The sequence below is a fragment of the Pseudarthrobacter phenanthrenivorans genome (assembly GCF_036455295.1).
GTDB lineage: Bacteria > Actinomycetota > Actinomycetes > Actinomycetales > Micrococcaceae > Arthrobacter > Arthrobacter phenanthrenivorans_C.
Map to the genome: position 1 here is coordinate 40,702 of NZ_JAYXNX010000010.1, position 16,619 is coordinate 57,320.

Here is a 16,619-nt window from a genome sequence, read left to right on the forward strand (position 1 = left end):
CCTTCAACGTCCCAACGGCCCACCACCTTTGGCGGCATGAACCCAAACGCCTAGGAGCCGGAGTGTGCCTGCAGGAAGCTGTACACCTCGGTCTCGTCCACGCCGGGGAAGGCTCCCGGCGGCATGGCGGCGAGCAGGTGCGAGTGGGCGCGGGCCGAGGGCCAGGCGTTGCCGGCCCACTGTTTGGTCAACTCGGCAGGCGGCCGCTTGCAGCAGGTGGGATCGGGGCAGTTGGAGGTGGCCCGCGCGCTGGTCTCCCGCCCGCGGAACCACTTCACATGCTGGTATGGCACGCCAATGCTCAGGGAGAACTCTCCGCTGGCGGACCGCTCGGTCCGGGCAGTGCACCAGTACGTGCCCGACGGCGTATCCGTGTACTGGCTGTAGGCGCTGAACTTGTCCGGCACATCGAACACGGCCCGGGACGTCCACGCCTTGCACGACGGCTGGCCTTCGATGGCGCCGGTGTGGTCCTGGGGAAAGTTCACGCCGTCGTTCTCATAGGCCTTGTAGATGATGCCGCTCTGGTGGGTCTTCTGGAAATGCGTCGTGATGCCCAGGTGCTTGGTGGCCAGGTTGGTGAAGCGGTGCGCCGCGGTCTCGTAGGAGACGGCGAAGGCATCCCGGATGTCCTCCACCGCGATTTCCTTGGCCGCTTTGGCTTTTTGCAGAAATTCGACGGTGGCCTGCTCGGGCAGGAGCAGGGCGGCGGCGAAATAGTTGGTGGCCACCCGCTGGGCCAGGAAGTCGCCGTAGTTCTTTGGCGTTTCGTGGCCCAGGACGTAGTGCCCCAGGGCCTGCAGCAGCACCGAGCGGGGGTCGTGGTCCTGCCGCTGGCTCTGCGTCAGATAAATTTTGCGGTTCTTCAAGTCGGTCACGGAGCGGGTGGAGTGCGGCAAATCCCCCACGTGGTGCAGGGTGAAACCGAGGTGCGCCGCGATGTCCGCGATGACGTGCTGGCTCAGCGGACCGGTGGTGTAGCCCACCTCCTTGAGGACCTTTTGGGCCTCGGCCTCGTACTCCGGGAAATAGTTCCCGCGCTCCCGCATCATGGCCCGCAGTTCACCATTGGCGCGGCGGGCTTCCTCCGGGGTGGCCACCTGCTCGTTCATCTTCCGTTCGAGCTCGTGCAGCAGGCCCACCTGGGCCTCCAGGACATCCAGCGGGAGCCGCGAACTGATGCGGATTTTGGGCAGGTTCAGCGACTCGTACAGAGGCCCGCGCTGGTACCGTTCCAGCTCAATTTCCAGGGCAGCGCGGCGGCTGGGCGGCTCGGCCCCTAGCAGCTGGTCGATGCTGACATTCAGGGCGCCCGCCAGGTGCTGCAGCAGTGTCAGTTTTGGCTCGCGCTTGCCGTTCTCGATCAGACTGAGCTGGCTGGGGGCGGTCCCGACGGCGGCGCTCAGGTCATCGAGCGTGAAACCGGCTTGCTTGCGCAGGTGGCGGACGCGCCGGCCCAGTGCGAAGACGTCGAGTTCGGGCGCGGCGGCGGTGGACGGTGGCTGGGAAACGTCCCTGTTCCAGCTTGAAGGCGACATTTCTGAAGAATACGTGAAGAAACGCATTTCTTTCCATACTTTTCATCTAGAAAGGGGGTTGAAAGTGCTGAAAAGTAGTGATCACGGAAAGAAACACCGCACCGGATAAGCCGGTGGGAGCCTCAACGGCGCGGTTCCCACCTACTCCATCCGGAGCTCAATCAAGGAGATCAACGATGACTGCAGCATTTGAGCCCACCCAGCAGACGCCCGAAGAGCAGGCCGCCGCCCTGGAGCTCGAGTGGGCCGCCAACCCCCGCTGGGAAGGTGTGACCCGGGACTACTCAGCTTCCGACGTCGTCCGCCTCCGCGGCCGCGTCTCCGAAGAGCACACCCTGGCCCGGCGCGGATCGGAAAAGCTGTGGAAGCAGCTTACCGAGGAGCACAAAACGGGCGGCTACACCAACGCCCTCGGCGCCCTCACCGGCAACCAGGCCGTCCAGCAGGTCAAGGCCGGACTCCGCGCCATCTACCTCTCCGGCTGGCAGGTCGCTGCGGACGCCAACAATTCCGGCCACACCTACCCGGACCAGTCGCTCTACCCCGCCAACTCGGTCCCCACCGTGGTCCGCCGCATCAACAACGCCCTGCTCCGCGCCGACCAGATCGAATTCTCCGAAGGCATCCAGTCCGTCGAGGACTGGCTGGTCCCCATCGTTGCCGATGCCGAGGCCGGCTTCGGCGGCCCGCTGAACGCGTACGAGCTCATGAAGTCCATGATCCAGGCCGGCGCCTCTGGCGTTCACTGGGAGGACCAGCTCGCCTCCGAAAAGAAGTGCGGCCACCTGGGCGGCAAGGTGCTGATCCCCACCCAGCAGCACGTCCGCACCCTGAACGCGGCCCGCCTGGCAGCAGACGTCGCCGGGACCCCCACCGTCGTCATCGCCCGCACCGACGCCGAGGCCGCCACCCTGATCACCTCCGACGTCGACGAGCGGGACCAGGAATTCATCACCGGCGAGCGCACCCCCGAGGGCTTCTACAAGGTCCGCAACGGCATCGAACCCTGCATCGCCCGCGCCAAGGCCTACGCCCCGTACTCCGACCTCATCTGGATGGAGACCGGCACCCCGGACCTCGCCCTGGCCCGCAAGTTCGCCGAAGCCGTCAAGGCCGAGTTCCCGGACCAGATGCTTTCCTACAACTGCTCGCCGTCCTTCAACTGGCGCAAGCACCTGGACGACGACACCATCGCCAAGTTCCAGCGTGAACTCGGCGCCATGGGCTTCACGTTCCAGTTCATCACCCTGGCCGGCTTCCACGCCCTGAACTACTCGATGTTCGACCTCGCCCACGGCTACGCCCGTGAAGGCATGAGCGCCTACGTCGAACTCCAGGAAAAGGAATTCGCCTCCGAGTCCCGCGGCTACACCGCAACCAAGCACCAGCGCGAAGTCGGCACCGGCTACTTCGACACCATCTCCACGGCGCTCAACCCGAACGCGTCGACCCTCGCCCTCGTGGGATCCACCGAAGAGGGCCAGTTCCACTAACGCTTAGCGTTCGACGGCGGACCGGTCACCTTCGCCTTCGGAGCGGCAATGCTCTGCCTGCTATACCCACGCCCGCCCCATGACCTCGTAGAACTCGGTCGGGGGCGGGCATAGGGCCCCTTTACGCAGGCTGCCGCGTTCCCGGCTCCTTCGGCCTTGTGCCTTGCTCACCCACCTGCCGCTACCCGCCGTCGAACTTCCCTTTCGTCTTTAAGGAGACTGAAATGAACAGCTTCACCGATAGCTTTACGCTCAATGGCATTACCCTGACCGCTCAGCCGATCTGCCGGCAGGACCAGGTGCTCACGCCGGACGCACTGACGTTCATCGCGAAGCTGCACCGGGCCACCGCGGAGCGGAGGCAGGAGCTGCTGCAGGCACGGCGTGCGCGGCGGGCTGACATCGCCGCCGGCGCCGACCCCCGGTTCCTGCGGGAGACCGAGCACATCCGCAACGATCCATCCTGGCGCGTCGCTCCCCCGGCCCCCGGGCTGGAGGACCGCCGCGTGGAAATCACGGGGCCGGTGGACAAGAAAATGACCATCAACGCCCTGAACTCCGGCGCCAAGGTGTGGCTGGCCGACATGGAGGACTCCTCCACCCCCACGTGGCGGAACGTCATCAAGGGCCAGCTGAACCTGACCGACGCCCTGGAACGCCGGATCGACTTCACCAGCGAAGAGGGCAAGGAATACAAGCTGAAGGCGGCCGGCGACCTGCCCACCATCGTGGTCCGGCCCCGCGGCTGGCACCTGCCGGAAAAGCACATGCTCATCGACGGCCAGCCGATCGCCGGCGGCATCGTGGACTTCGGCCTGTACTTCTTCCACAACGCCCGCCGCCTGCTGGCCCAGGGCAAGGGACCGTACTTCTACCTGCCCAAGATCGAGAACCACCTCGAAGCCCGGCTGTGGAACGACATCTTCATCCTGGCCCAGGACCTGCTCGGCATCCCGCAGGGCACCATCCGCGCCACCGTGCTGATCGAGACCATCACCGCAGCGTTCGAAATGGAGGAGATCCTCTACGAACTGCGCGACCACGCCGCAGGCCTGAACGCCGGCCGCTGGGACTACATCTTCTCCCTGATCAAGAACTTCCGCACCCGCGGCCCCCGCTTCGTCCTGCCGGACCGCGGCCAGGTAACCATGACCCAGCCCTTCATGCGCGCCTACACCGAACAGCTGGTCCGTGCCTGCCACAAGCGCGGCGCCATGGCCATCGGCGGCATGGCCGCGGCCGTCCCCAACCGCAAGGACCCCGAAGCCAACGCCAACGCCCTGGAGAAGGTCCGCGCCGACAAGACCCGTGAGGCCAACGACGGGTTTGACGGCTCCTGGGTGGCCCACCCCGATCTGGTGCCGGTGTGCCGCGAGGTTTTCGACGGCGTCCTCGGGGACAAGAGCAACCAGCTGGACCGGCTCCGCGAGGACGTCACCCCGGACGACCGCGCCCTGATCGACGTTGCCGCCACCACCGGTAACATCACCGAGCAGGGCATCCGGAACAACATCGAGGTAGGCATCCGCTACATCGAGTCCTGGCTGCGCGGCAACGGGGCGGTGGCCATCCACAACCTCATGGAGGACGCCGCCACCGCGGAAATTTCCCGGTCCCAGCTGTGGCAGTGGATCTACGCCCGGGCCATCACCGACCAGGGCGAGATCATCAGCCACGAGTGGGTGGAGGAGCTGCTGGACGAGGAATTCGCCCGGCTGGAACGCTTCGACGGCGACCGCTTCGAGGACGCCCGCGACATCTTCGAGGAAGTCACCCTCAGCCGTGAGTTCCCCTCCTTCCTCACCCTGCCCGCCTACGCCCGCTACCTGACGGAGGCCCGCGAAAAGGCCACCGTGGAGGAGCTGGCCGCGGCCTAACCAGACTTCCGTCCGCCGGGCCGGCACGCCCTCCGCAACAGGCCCCCCGAAATCCGGGTCGCCGGCCCGGCGACGGAGCACCACACGGATGCCCGCTCACTTTCCCCAGGAAAGTGGCGGGCATCCTCGTATTTGCCGCCATAAGTGAGCGGGCGTTGGGCACGTCCGGCGGCGGGGGCCCGGCTCAGCGGCCCTTCGGCACCTTGCGCACGGACAGGGTGGTGCTGGCGAAGAAGGTCAGCACCGACACCAGGATGACCAGCAGGGCGGGTGTCCACGACTCCGAGCTGTCGTGGACGAAGCCCACCAGCGGCGGGGCCACCGCCGCGAGGCAGTAGCCGAGGCCCTGGACCGTTGCGGACATCCGGCCGGCCGAGGCCTGGTCGCGGGCCAGCTTAATGATGGCGATGAAGATCAGCGTGATGCCGCCGCCCTGGGCAATGCCACCGGAAGTGGACCACAGCCACCACAGCTGCGGCAGGAACAGCAGCCCCACCGGAACGGCAAGCCACAACGTTCCCAAGGTGACGGCCACCGTCGTCGTACTCATGTACTTGGCGGCAAAAGGCACACCGAGTCCGCCCACAATGGCCAGTATCTGGAAGATCGAGGACGCGGCGCCGGCCTGCGCGGCGTTCATGCCCAACTCATCGTGCAGGTAGCTGGGCAGCCACGCCGTGACGCCGTAGTAGGAGAAGGCCTGGCCGCCGAAACCAGCCGTGAGCCCGAACGTGGTCCAGCCGGAACCCGCCACGCGCGGCAGGGGCTTGTCGCCGCCGTCGTCCCCCTGGGCAAGGAATGCCGTCCTCGGCCCTACCGCCAGGACCCAGACCACCACAGCGGCAACCGCAAGGACGGCGACAGCGGCCAGCGCCAGCCGCCACCCCGTCACGGCCGCCAGCGGGGCCATGATCACCGAGGTCAGGAAGGAGCCGATGTTCAGCGCCGCGGTGTAGATTCCCATTGCCGTCCCCTGCCTGCGGGGAGCAAAATCGCGGCGGATGATCAACGGCACCGCAATGTTGCCGATGGTGATGGCCACCCCGATCACCACGGTGCCGGCCACCACCAATGCCGGTCCTCCCGCGGAACGGACCACCACGCCTGCCAGGACGCCCAGGATGGTGAGCGTCACGGCGAACTCGGCACCGAACTTCCGGGCGGCCAGGGAGGCAAGCGGCGCCGCCAGCGAAAAGCAGAGCACCGGGATGCTGGTCAACAGGCCCAGCATGACCGGCGAAAAGTGCAGTTCGGCCTGCATCGGGCCCACCAGGGGCGCGACGGCAACGAAGGGGCCGCGGAGGTTCAGAGCCAGCAGGCCGATGCAGGCCAGCAGGACCCAGCTTTTCGGCATACGGGAAAGGACGCGGCCGCTCACAGGGGCAAAATCGGGAATGGGCGTGGATTCATCACTCCCATTGCTATCACGCTCCGCATTGCCGGGGTTTCAGGCACCCGCCCGCGCGGCCCTGCCATACGATGAACCTGACCCCGGGACGTAGGACACTGCGAAGGACAACCATGACGCACCGCCTAGCCATCCTCGACGATTACCAGGACGTGGCCCACGGCTTCGCCGACTTCACAGCCCTGGAAGCGGAGGGCGTTATTGTGACGTCATACCGCGAGGCCTTCACGTCCCGGGACGCCCTCATCTCAGCCCTGGCGGACACCACCATCGTGATCGCCATGCGTGAGCGGACGGCGTTCCCGCGGGAGGTGTTCGAGAAGTTACCGGCCCTTGAGCTGCTGGTCACCACCGGCATGGCCAACGCCGCCATCGACCTGGCAGCCGCCGCCGACCATGGTGTGACGGTGTGCGGCACCCCCGGGTCGCCCACAGCCGCGCCGGAACTCACGTGGGCGCTTTTGCTGGCCATCGCCCGTCACCTTCCCGCAGAGGAGAACTCACTCCGGGCAGGCACATGGCAATCGACCGTGGGCCTGGAGCTGGCCGGGAAGACACTTGGCATCGTGGGGCTGGGCAAGATCGGCAGGCGGATAGCGGCCTACGGACAGGCGTTCGGGATGAACGTGGTGGCGTGGAGCCAGAACCTCACCGCCCAGGCGGCTGCCGACGCCGGCGCGCGGCTGGTGTCCAAGGAGGAACTTTTCACGGTGGCCGACGTCGCCACCCTCCACCTGCGGCTCTCCCCCAGGACCGAGAACACAGTGGGCGAGGCCGAGCTGCGGCTGCTGGGCCCCGAAGGCATCCTGATCAACACCGCACGCGGCCCACTGGTGGACCAGGAGGCACTGATCAGGGCGCTGAACGAAGGCTGGATCCGCGGCGCGGCCCTGGACGTCTTCGACCAGGAACCGCTGCAGGCCGGGCACCCGCTCCTGGCGGCCCCGAACACCGTGCTTTCGCCCCATCTGGGCTATGTCACCCAGGAAAGCTACCGGCAGTTCTACGGCGGCGCCCTTGAGGACGTCACCGCCTGGCTGGCCGGCTCCCCCATCCGCACCATCACCGCCTGACCCGCACCCCGAAGCACACCCAATGACCCACACCATCCGCAAGGCAACAGCGGACGACGCCGGCCTGCTCGCGGCGCTGGCGGCCGTCACCTTTCCGCTGGCCTGCCCGCCGTCGTCGTCACCTTCCGACATTGCCGCGCACCTGGCCAACACGCTCAGCGAAGAACACTTCGCGGGCTACCTCGCGGACCCGGACACCACCGTCCTGGTCATCGACGCGGACGGGCAGCTCAACGGCTACAGCCTGCTGGTGGACCGGCCCGCGGCAGACCCGGACGTGGCTTCGGTGCTGACGGTGCTGCCGTCGGTGGAAATCAGCAAATGCTACGTCCACCCGGACTACCACGGGCTGGGAGCAGCAGCCGAGCTCATGCATGCCAGCCTGCAGGCCGCAGCGGCCTCCGGGGGCGCCGGAGCCTGGCTGGGGGTCAACAGCCAGAATGCCCGCGCCATCCGGTTCTACGAAAAGTCCGGTTTCCGCAAGGTGGGCACCAAGTCCTTCCGGCTTGGCAGCACCGTGGAACACGACTTCGTGCTGGAGCGGCCCCTTCCCTGAAGATCAGTTGGTGGATTGCTGAAGCCCGGGGACGCGCGAGTCGGCCGGCGCTCCGTTCGGCGGGTAGGCCAGGGGCGGCCGCGGCTCGGTCAGCAGCCTGAGCCCCGGCGGAAGTCCGTCAATGCCACCCTTGGTGCCGGTGGCGGTGATGGTGACCCGGCTGGTATCCAGCAGCACGTTCTCCGCGCGGAACGTTCCCACGACTTCGGGGAGGATCGGTGCCAGATGCACCACCCCGCGGGTGAAGACGGGGTCGAACCGCAGGAGGATCCGCGCGAGCTGGACAGGGGCGGCCGCAGCCCACGCCTGCGGCGAACAGGCCGTTGGGTACGGCACCGGGCTGGAGAACTCGCCGCGGTCAAAGCCGCAGAACAGTTCCGGAAGCCGGCCGTTGAAATGCGCGGCGGCATCAAAGATCCCCAGGGCCACCCGCTTGGCTTCGTCCACGAACCCATAGCGCATCAGGCCGGTGGCCACCAGCGCCGTATCGTGCGGCCAGACGGAGCCGTTGTGGTAGCTCACCGGGTTGTAGGCGCCCATGTCGGAGGCCAGTGTACGGATGCCCCACCCGGTGAACATCTGGGGTGACATCAGGTGCTCCATGACGGACACCGCTTTGTCCTGGTCCACGATGCCCGTCCACAGGCAGTGCCCGATGTTGGAGGTCAGGGCGTCGACCGGACGCTTGTCCTTGTCCAGTGCCACGGCAAAATAACCCTTGTCCGGCAACCAGAACTTCTTGTTGAACTCCTCTTTGAACTTGGCGGCTTTGTCCGCCCAATGCATTTCCAGGGCCGAGTCACCGCCCCAGTGGGCCAGCAGCGACCTGCCCAAGTAGGCCGAGTACACGTAGGCCTGGACCTCGCAGAGGGCGATCGGAGCCTCGGCGATGGTGCCGTCAGCGAAATTGATGCCGTCCCAGGAGTCTTTCCAGCCCTGGTTGACCAGGCCGTGCTCGTTGGCGCGGAGATATTCGACGAATCCGTCGCCGTCCCGGTCGCCGTACTTCTCAATCCACTCAAGCGCGCGGTCGGCGTGCGGAAGGAGCGGCTGGATCTTGTCACGGGAAAGCCCCCACCGGCTCAGTTCGCCCAGGACCGCCACGAAAAGCGGGGTTGCATCTGCTGTGCCGTAGTAGGCGCTCCCCCCGAGGGAGAGTCCCGCGGTGACCCCCAGCCGGACCTCGTGCGGGATGCGTCCCGGTTCCTCCTCCGAATCCGGATCCACTTTCTTCCCTTGGATTCCAGCCAGGGTCTGCAGCGTTCCCAGCGCCAGGTTGGGATTGACCATCATGCTCATATAGGAGGTCAACAGGGAGTCCCGGCCAAACAGTGCCATGAACCATGGCGCGCCCGCAGCGACGGCGGCCCGCTCCGGGTGGTGCGCATCAAAGATGCGCAGGGCACCGAGATCACTTTGGCTGCGGTTGAGAAGGTCCTGGAGGCTGGAGTCCTGGATGCTGATCCGCGGGGTTCCCTCCTCCCAGGCCAGGTGCCGGCGCACGCCCTCACGGTGGTGCGGCAGCTGTCCTTCCTTGAAGGGCTTTTCGGGTGCCTCCCCGTTCACCAGCGGCACCACGATTACGCTCGTGGCCCATTTGCCCCTGGCAGGGACGGTCACGTGGAAGCGCAGTCCATCCGTGCTGACATCAGCCTCCCGCGCCCCGATGGCCGAACCTCGCTGCTGGCCGTGCCTTTCGGCTTCGATGACCAGCCGGCCTTCCGACACCGTCCGCGTGGTGTCATCTGCTCCCGTGGCCCGGCCGCCCTTCACATCGAACAGGTCGGCCTGGTCGGCGTCGACCAGCAGTTCGATGTCACACTCAACCGGTTCGGACGCGTAGTTCTCCAGCGAGATGTCGTCCTGCAGGCCCGGACCGATGTGCCGCACCTGGCGCACCACCAGCGGGCTGTCGAACTTGCCGCCGGGCCACTTTGCCCGGCCCACGAAGGTGGCCTCGAACGGCTGCGGGCGCTGGGCCGAGAGTGGTTCGCGCACCGCGCCATTGATCCTCAGCACCCAGCGTGAAAGGATCCGCGTGTCCTGGTAGAAGGTGCCATTCGTGCCTGCCTCGGGATTGATATCCCCGCTCGCGGCCGAGATACAAAAGGAGGAACCCTCCAGCACCGTGACCGAGCCCGATTCAGACCCGGCCGCCTCGATGTCTTCGTTCCAGGCGGTCATAAAAGGACTCCCTTCTGGACGGGAAACTGTCCCGGGGGATCGGGAACAGCGGTTCTGCCCTTATCGATTCTGGTGCAACCGGGTGCCATGCGGAACCCCCGGAGGCATCCTCCCCTCAATAAGGTCGCTGTAGAGTTCCAGGTGTTCGGCGACCATCCGTTCAGCGCTGAACAGGTCCTCCACCGATCTCCGGCAGACAGCCCTGTCCAGTTCTGCGGCCGCGGGGACAAAACCTGCCAACTCTTCAGTTTTGCCCAGGAAGCCTGTCCGCCCGTGCTTGATGATCTCCGGCGCGGAACCGATGCGGGTGCCGATGACAGGGGTGCCGGTGGCCAGGGCCTCGATCATCACCAGGCCGAAGGGTTCTGACCACTGGATGGGGTTCAGAAAGGCGATGGCATCCCCCATCAGCCGGTACTTGGCGGCATCGTCCACCTCACCCACAAAGTCTTCGTTGGGGCCGAGCATTGGTTCAATGACCTCCCGGAAATAACGGACCTCTTCCTGCTCCCGCATCTTGACCGCGATCTTGAGGTGCAGGCCGGCCTCCCGGGCGATGGTAATCGCCTCCAGCAGGCCCTTGTCCTCGCAGGCCCGGCCCACGAAGCACAAATAGCCGCCGCGCCCGCTCCCCACTGGGACAGCGGAAACGTCCATCCCATGGTGGATGACCTGGGTCACTGGGACCTCCGGGGCATGGGATGCCTGGTCCCGTGAAATCGCCACGATGGCGACGTCCGGTGCCATGGCGCGGTACAGGTCCTCAGCTTCCTGGTGGAGCGGCCCATGGATGGTGGTGACCACGGGTACCTTGGGAGGCCGGTGTGCATAAAGAGGGCCGGCCAGCGTGTGGTCATGGATGATGTCCACGTCCTGCAGTCCCTTGTACGCGCGGATGACGTGGCTTAGCTCAGACATCGTGAAGCCGAGCTCATCCCGGGATGCCGGCCGCATTCCGGGCACCAGCGGCACGGGACAGGTACTTTCGGAAGGCGCTGCCAACACGACCTGGTGTCCGGCGGCAGCGAACCCCCGTGCCAGGGTGTCCACAACTCTTTCAATGCCGCCGTAAGTGACCGGTGGAATGGGAATCCAGGGTCCCGCGATAAGTCCAATACGCATAACTGGCCTCCAGAGGACGAGGCCCGAGCTCCCCAGCCGCCAGGCACATGGCTCCGCAGGCCATGTCGGTCTGCGGCGTTAGATATTTCCTTGGCGTCTGCTTCACCTACTTCAGAACTATCGCCCAGGACCGGCCCGCTCCACAAGGGCTTCTTAATGTGCCCCATGTCATAACGCCTTCCGGAATGGCCGCGCCAGGCAGGCGGTTATGGAATGCATGAAGATTGAGATTTGGTCCGACGTTGCCTGCCCGTGGTGCTTCATCGGCAAGCGCCGGTTCGAGGCAGCCCTGGCAGCCTTCCCGCACAGTGAATCCGTGGACGTGGTGTGGCGCAGCTACCAGCTGGACCCCACGCTGCCCGAACACTACGACGGCACCGAGCTGCAGTACCTGAGCAGCCGCAAGGGCATGCCGGCGGGGCAGGTCTCCCAGATGTTCGACCATGTGGCAGCGCAGGCAAAGGGCGAAGGCCTGGACTACCACTTCGACAAAGTGGTGGTGGCCAACAGCTTCACCGCGCACCGCCTGATCCACCTTGCCGCGGCCCATGGACAGCAGGATGCGGCCAAGGAACGACTGCTCAGCGACCACTTCGAACACGGCAAGGACATCGGCAGCCGCGGGTACCTTTCCGCCCTGGCCGGCGACCTGGGCCTGCCGGCCGACGAGGTGGAGCAGCTTTTCACCACGGACAAGTACTCAGACGAGGTCCGGCTCGACTTCCAGGAAGCCCGCGCCCTCGGCATCAGCGGCGTTCCCTTCTTCGTGATCGACCGGAAGTTCGGCCTGTCCGGCGCCCAGCCGACAGAAACGTTCACCGCTGCGCTCAACCAGGCATGGCAGGACGCCAACCCCCTGGTGCTGGTCAACTCGTCCGAGGCCGAAGCCTGCGGCCCGGACGGCTGCACGGTTTAGCGGCTTTTACTGACACATCGCGGTAAAGTGTCTGCATGCCCAGGATTTCAGCGGCCAGCAATGCCGAACAACGTGCAGAGACCCAGCGCCGCATCCTCACCGCTTTCGGCGAGCTCCTGTTTACCCACGGGCTTCCGGGACTGACCATGACGGACGTGGCCCGGCACGCAGGCATCGGCCGGACCGCCGTTTACAACTACTACGCGGACATTGAAGAACTCCTGATCTCCTACGCCCTGGATGAGACCGAGAAGTTCCTTTCCGATCTGCGCGAGTCGCTCCAACGCCTCGAGAACCCGGTGGAACGCCTGGCGCTGTACGTCCGCGCCCAGGTGGTGGACCTCTCCCGCCGCCACCTCCCGCCGGGACCGGCCATGGGCGCGGTCCTGTCGCCGTCGTCCTTTGCCAAGCTTTCGGACCACGTGGGTGAGCTCAGCGTCCTGCTGCAGGGCATCCTTGCCGACGGCATGGAGCAGGGCTACCTGCCGGTCGCGGATGTCGGGCAGCAGTCCCAGTTGATCCTGGGCACCCTGTCCTCCAGCGCGGCGAGGGGCAGCGACGAGCCGGCGGAGCTGGAAGCCCGCGTAGCCAGGACCGTGCGGTTCATCCAGCTTGGCGCCGGCGCAAGGTTCGACGACGGCGGCCGGCCCATCCGCGTGGCCCAGCTTCCGGCAGTAGCCGGCTGAGGGCCCAGCGACCTCAGGAGGGTGCCGCCGGACTGACGGGCAGTTTGTCCGGGTCCGCTACGCGCCGGTTCTCCCGGGGGCAGCTGAGCTTGCCGGGTGTCTGGTCCACCAGTTCCGGCGGGACGAGCGCCTTGTAGTCCTGTGACAGGATCACGTCGACGCTGGCGTCGCTCCGGCCGTCCTCGAAGTAGTCCGAACCCTGAAGGTTCCGCTGCACGGTGAATGCCGCCGGCTGCCCGGCAGGCCCTGACACTACCTCGGCGACGCCCCGGTAGCCGGCATTGATGTTCGAAACGTTCCCCACCGCGAACTTGCGTGCCGCGAACTCATCCGCCACGGACTTGGCCAGCCCCGGCCGGCCGGTGGAGTTGAAGACGTTGAGGCTGACCTTGTCGTTGGGCGTGTAGTCGAACATTGTGGCGGGGCACGAGGCAACCGGCGTGGGGGCAGGCTCCGCCGTGGGAATTCTCAGCCGGCCATTGATGATGGCCATCGCAGTAATAATGCCCGCGCCGATCAGACCGATCAGCAGGACCAGCACCACTGTGTGCAGTACGCGGCGGCGCACCCGGGCGGTCTCGTCGGCGTCCCTGGCCGCCTCCATGGCGGCGCGCAGCTCGGCGCCGGAAACAACATGGTGGCCGTGAAGGACGGTGGGGTCCTTGGCCCGGTTCCTAGCCATCGAGCACCAGGACCCGGGCGTGGATCGCGGTGCGCTGGTGCAGGGCGGTCCGGACCGCCCTGTGCAGCCCGTCCTCGAGGTAGAGGGTCCCCTTGTACTGCACCACGTGCGGGAACAGGTCACCGAAAAACGTGGAATCCTCGGCCAGCAGCGCTTCCAGGTCCAGGGTGCGCTTGGTGGTTACCAGTTCGTCCAGGCGCACCGGGCGCGGCGGCAGGGACGCCCACTGCTTGGGTGTGTTGTAACCATGGTCGGGGTAAGGGCGGCCCTCGCCCACAGCTTTGAATATCACCATGCCACAGTAGGCACCGCGGTGGCGCAGCGAAAGTGGCAGGGCTGGCCGCTGCCAGGTTGTAGCCAAACAGTGACCATATGCCGCCCCCACCTCCCCGCAGCACGTGGCTGGACCTTCCTGCTGAGACAATGGACCCATGACAGCATCCGAGTCCCCCGCCGTGCCCGCGCCCGGAATCCGCCTGCCGTCCGCACCGCCGCTGGCGCTCCTGCTGGACGTGGACGGGCCGGTGGCAAGCCCGCTGACCCGCGACGTCAAGCCGGACATCATCCTTGACCTCGTCGCCCTTGCTGCGGCCGGGATACCGGTCATCTTCAACACCGGCCGTTCCGATGCCTTCATCCGGGAGCAGGTCATGGAGCCGATGATCGCCGCCGGGATTCCGGCAGGCACGGTCATCCACGCCATCTGCGAAAAGGGCGCTGTCTGGTTCAGCTACACCTCCGCCGGGCCGGGCCCCATCCACGTGGACCGGGAGCTTGCGGTTCCGGCGGCGTACGGCGACGACGTCCGCCGGCTCGTGGCAGAGGACTATGCCGCCCATATGTTCTTCGATGAGACCAAGCGGGCCATGGTTTCCGTGGAGCAGCACATCGACGTCCCCAACGCCGACTACCTGGCCGAGCAGAAGCTGTTCGACGCAGAGGCCATGGAACTCATGAGCCGCCACGGACTGGGCGTCGTCAGGCTGGACCACCACGTACCGAATTCCGACGACGAGGTGGACTACCGCGTGGACCCCACCATCATCTCCACGGACATCGAGTCGGTGCGCCTGGGGAAGGACCTTGGCGCCAGCCGCGCGGTCGAACTGCTTGCAGCCCAAGGCATCACGCCGCAGGCGTGGCGGACGGTGGGCGATTCGCGCACGGACTATGCCATGGCCGACTGGCTGCACCACAACGACCACCCCGTGAAGCATGTGGACGTGCGTCCTGCCGACGGCGTGCCCACCAAGCCCTACCCGGTGCTGACGGCGGCGGACCTGGGGCTGGCGGCCACGGTGATCCACGACGACGCGGGCGGCGCCTTCCTGCGCGCCTGGCGGGAGGCGCTGGGCATCTGAGTCCCTGCCGGACCGCCGTCGCACGTCCACCGGGGGCACCAGCGCCTCCCGAAACCTGCTGTTACTCCGGCAGGACTATCATGCAGGTAAGAATGCCCACTTCCAGCAGCGCGGAGACAACCATTACAGAAGCACCGGTCCAGGACGAGGTCTACTACGGCGGCCAGGCGTCCGTGGAGGAACAATTTCACGCCGAGATAACGTCGGCGGCGGCGGAGCAGCGGCTCAGCCACCGGCCGGACGTCGTCCGGCACAAGGGCCGCTATGCCCTGATCAATGACACCCGGACCCCTTACCAGGCGATGGTGGAAGACCTGCTGTTCCTGCGCAATGTCCTGGCCAACGCAGGCCTCTCGTACCTGCTGGTCCGCGGCAACAACGACCGGCCGGTGCTGGCCCTGGACTGGAAGGACCGGAAGAAGCTCCGGGCCGCCCTGGTCGAGGCGTGCCGGGACGAGCCCTTCTACTCCATGACGGTTGACGCCAAGAAGAAGACGTCCGTCCTGGTGGCAGACGGTGAGCTGTCCCCCAACCGTCAGGGCCGGATTTTCCGCCTGTACCGGCCACGGGTGGAGCCTGTCGGCGGGTTCGAGTTCGGAGCCTCCGCCGGCGTGCAGATTGAACTGTGGGCCTTTGAAGGCGAACAGCTGATCCTTCCCATCGAAAACTCGCTGACCCGCAGGACACTGCTGCGCCAGGACGCGGTCCGCGGGACCGTGGAGCGCTACGGGCACACCTGGCCCACCATCGAGAACATGTTCGCCGACCATGCGAGCGACATCAGCTTCGACATCGACATCGTCTTCTCCTGGGTTGACGGCAGCTCCCCCGAATACATCGCGGCGCGCCGGGCCCAGCAAAAGGGTCATGTCCTGGGCGAAGGCGACGACCACGAGGCCCGGTTCCGGCAGATTAACGAACTCAAGTACGCCCTGCGGTCCGTTTACATGTTTGCGCCGTGGATCCGCCGTATCTTCATCGCAACGGACTCGCCGGCTCCGGCCTGGCTGGCAGACCACCCGTCCGTGACGATCGTGCGGAGCGAGGAGTTCTTCTCCGATCCCTCCGTGCTGCCCACCCACAACTCCCAGGCGGTGGAGTGCCAACTGCATCATATTGAGGGGTTGTCAGAGCACTTCCTCTACTCGAATGACGACATGTTCTTTGGCCGCCCCGTGGGCCCGGACATGTTCTTCACTCCGGGCGGCATCACCAAGTTCATCGAGGCGGAAACCAGGATTGGGCTCGGCGAGAATGACGCGGAACGCAGCGGGTTTGAAAACGCCGCCCGCGTGAACCGCAAGCTGCTGTGGAACAGGTTCGGCCGGATCACCACCCGCCACCTGGAACATACTGCCGCGCCGCTGCGCCGCAGCCTGGTGGCACAGATGGAAGAGGAATTCCCCGGGGAGTTCCGCAAGACGGCGGCCAGCCGCTTCCGTGCTGCGGACAACATCTCGGTGACCAACTCGTTCTACCACTACTACGCCCTGCTGACCGGCCGGGCCGTTACCCAGACGGCCGCCAAGGTGCGCTACGTGGACACCACCCTGCGGTCCGGACTCAAGTACCTGCCAAAGCTGCTGGCCAAGCGGAACATGGACTTCTTCTGCCTGAACGACGGCAGCTTCCCGGAGGTCAGTGCCGACGAGCGCGCCGAAGTGGTGACGGACTTCCTGGAGCGGTACTTCCCCATCAAGGCACCCTGGGAGAAGTAACCCGT

14 protein-coding genes are annotated in these 16,619 nt (G+C 66.2%); 8 read left to right on the plus strand and 6 right to left on the minus strand.

What is annotated here, in order from left to right:
* Positions 1-50: 50 nt before the first annotated feature.
* A complete protein-coding gene (locus tag VXJ37_RS13975; RefSeq protein ID WP_331323640.1) occupies positions 51-1,565 on the minus strand; it encodes a helix-turn-helix domain-containing protein in 1,515 nt (504 codons plus the stop codon).
* A 149-nt stretch (positions 1,566-1,714) separates the two neighbouring features.
* Between VXJ37_RS13975 and aceA the strand changes: the two genes are divergently transcribed.
* Positions 1,715-3,031: an isocitrate lyase gene (aceA, locus tag VXJ37_RS13980; protein WP_331323641.1), complete on the plus strand. Its 1,317-nt coding sequence runs from the start codon at positions 1,715-1,717 to the stop codon at positions 3,029-3,031.
* Positions 3,032-3,255: 224 nt separating this feature from the next.
* Entirely contained in the window at positions 3,256-4,908 is a 1,653-nt protein-coding gene (aceB, locus tag VXJ37_RS13985) for a malate synthase A (protein WP_331323642.1), read from the plus strand.
* A gap of 184 nt (positions 4,909-5,092) precedes the next feature.
* On the opposite strand, the gene VXJ37_RS13990 is transcribed toward aceB, so the two are convergent.
* Entirely contained in the window at positions 5,093-6,262 is a 1,170-nt protein-coding gene (locus VXJ37_RS13990) for an MFS transporter (protein ID WP_331323643.1), read from the minus strand.
* Between the two features lie 167 nt (positions 6,263-6,429).
* On the opposite strand from VXJ37_RS13990, the gene VXJ37_RS13995 reads away from it, so the two are divergent.
* Entirely contained in the window at positions 6,430-7,389 is a 960-nt protein-coding gene (locus tag VXJ37_RS13995; protein WP_331323644.1) for a D-2-hydroxyacid dehydrogenase family protein, read from the plus strand.
* A gap of 22 nt (positions 7,390-7,411) precedes the next feature.
* The gene (locus tag VXJ37_RS14000) at positions 7,412-7,945 is read left to right on the plus strand and encodes a GNAT family N-acetyltransferase (protein ID WP_331323645.1); all 534 of its coding nucleotides are present in this window, start codon (positions 7,412-7,414) and stop codon (positions 7,943-7,945) included.
* 3 nt (positions 7,946-7,948) lie between these two features.
* Here the strand turns inward: VXJ37_RS14000 and VXJ37_RS14005 are convergent, their stop codons facing one another.
* Together VXJ37_RS14005 and VXJ37_RS14010 are read right to left on the minus strand one after the other, a co-directional pair.
* Positions 7,949-10,129, minus strand: a complete 2,181-nt coding sequence (locus VXJ37_RS14005) for an amylo-alpha-1,6-glucosidase (RefSeq protein WP_331323646.1) — start codon at positions 10,127-10,129, stop codon at positions 7,949-7,951.
* A gap of 60 nt (positions 10,130-10,189) precedes the next feature.
* Positions 10,190-11,251 (minus strand): glycosyltransferase family 4 protein, encoded by a 1,062-nt coding sequence (locus VXJ37_RS14010; RefSeq protein ID WP_331323647.1) that lies wholly within the window; start codon positions 11,249-11,251, stop codon positions 10,190-10,192.
* 217 nt (positions 11,252-11,468) lie between these two features.
* Between VXJ37_RS14010 and VXJ37_RS14015 the strand changes: the two genes are divergently transcribed.
* Positions 11,469-12,167, plus strand: coding sequence for a DsbA family oxidoreductase (locus tag VXJ37_RS14015; RefSeq protein WP_331323648.1), 699 nt, complete (start codon positions 11,469-11,471; stop codon positions 12,165-12,167).
* A gap of 35 nt (positions 12,168-12,202) precedes the next feature.
* On the plus strand, positions 12,203-12,853 hold the full coding sequence (locus VXJ37_RS14020) for a TetR/AcrR family transcriptional regulator (protein ID WP_331323649.1): 651 nt from the start codon (positions 12,203-12,205) through the stop codon (positions 12,851-12,853).
* Between the two features lie 13 nt (positions 12,854-12,866).
* Here the strand turns inward: VXJ37_RS14020 and VXJ37_RS14025 are convergent, their stop codons facing one another.
* Together VXJ37_RS14025 and VXJ37_RS14030 are read right to left on the minus strand one after the other, a co-directional pair.
* Entirely contained in the window at positions 12,867-13,535 is a 669-nt protein-coding gene (locus VXJ37_RS14025) for a LytR C-terminal domain-containing protein (protein ID WP_331323650.1), read from the minus strand.
* Complete coding sequence (locus VXJ37_RS14030; RefSeq protein ID WP_174237612.1) at positions 13,528-13,827, minus strand: type II toxin-antitoxin system VapB family antitoxin; 300 nt, start codon at positions 13,825-13,827, stop codon at positions 13,528-13,530. The genes VXJ37_RS14025 and VXJ37_RS14030 overlap by 8 nt, the downstream gene beginning before the upstream one ends.
* Positions 13,828-13,966: 139 nt before the next feature.
* On the opposite strand from VXJ37_RS14030, the gene VXJ37_RS14035 reads away from it, so the two are divergent.
* A complete protein-coding gene (locus VXJ37_RS14035; RefSeq protein WP_331323651.1) occupies positions 13,967-14,896 on the plus strand; it encodes a hypothetical protein in 930 nt (309 codons plus the stop codon).
* A gap of 92 nt (positions 14,897-14,988) precedes the next feature.
* Positions 14,989-16,614 (plus strand): stealth family protein, encoded by a 1,626-nt coding sequence (locus VXJ37_RS14040; protein WP_440589813.1) that lies wholly within the window; start codon positions 14,989-14,991, stop codon positions 16,612-16,614.
* Positions 16,615-16,619: the final 5 nt, after the last annotated feature.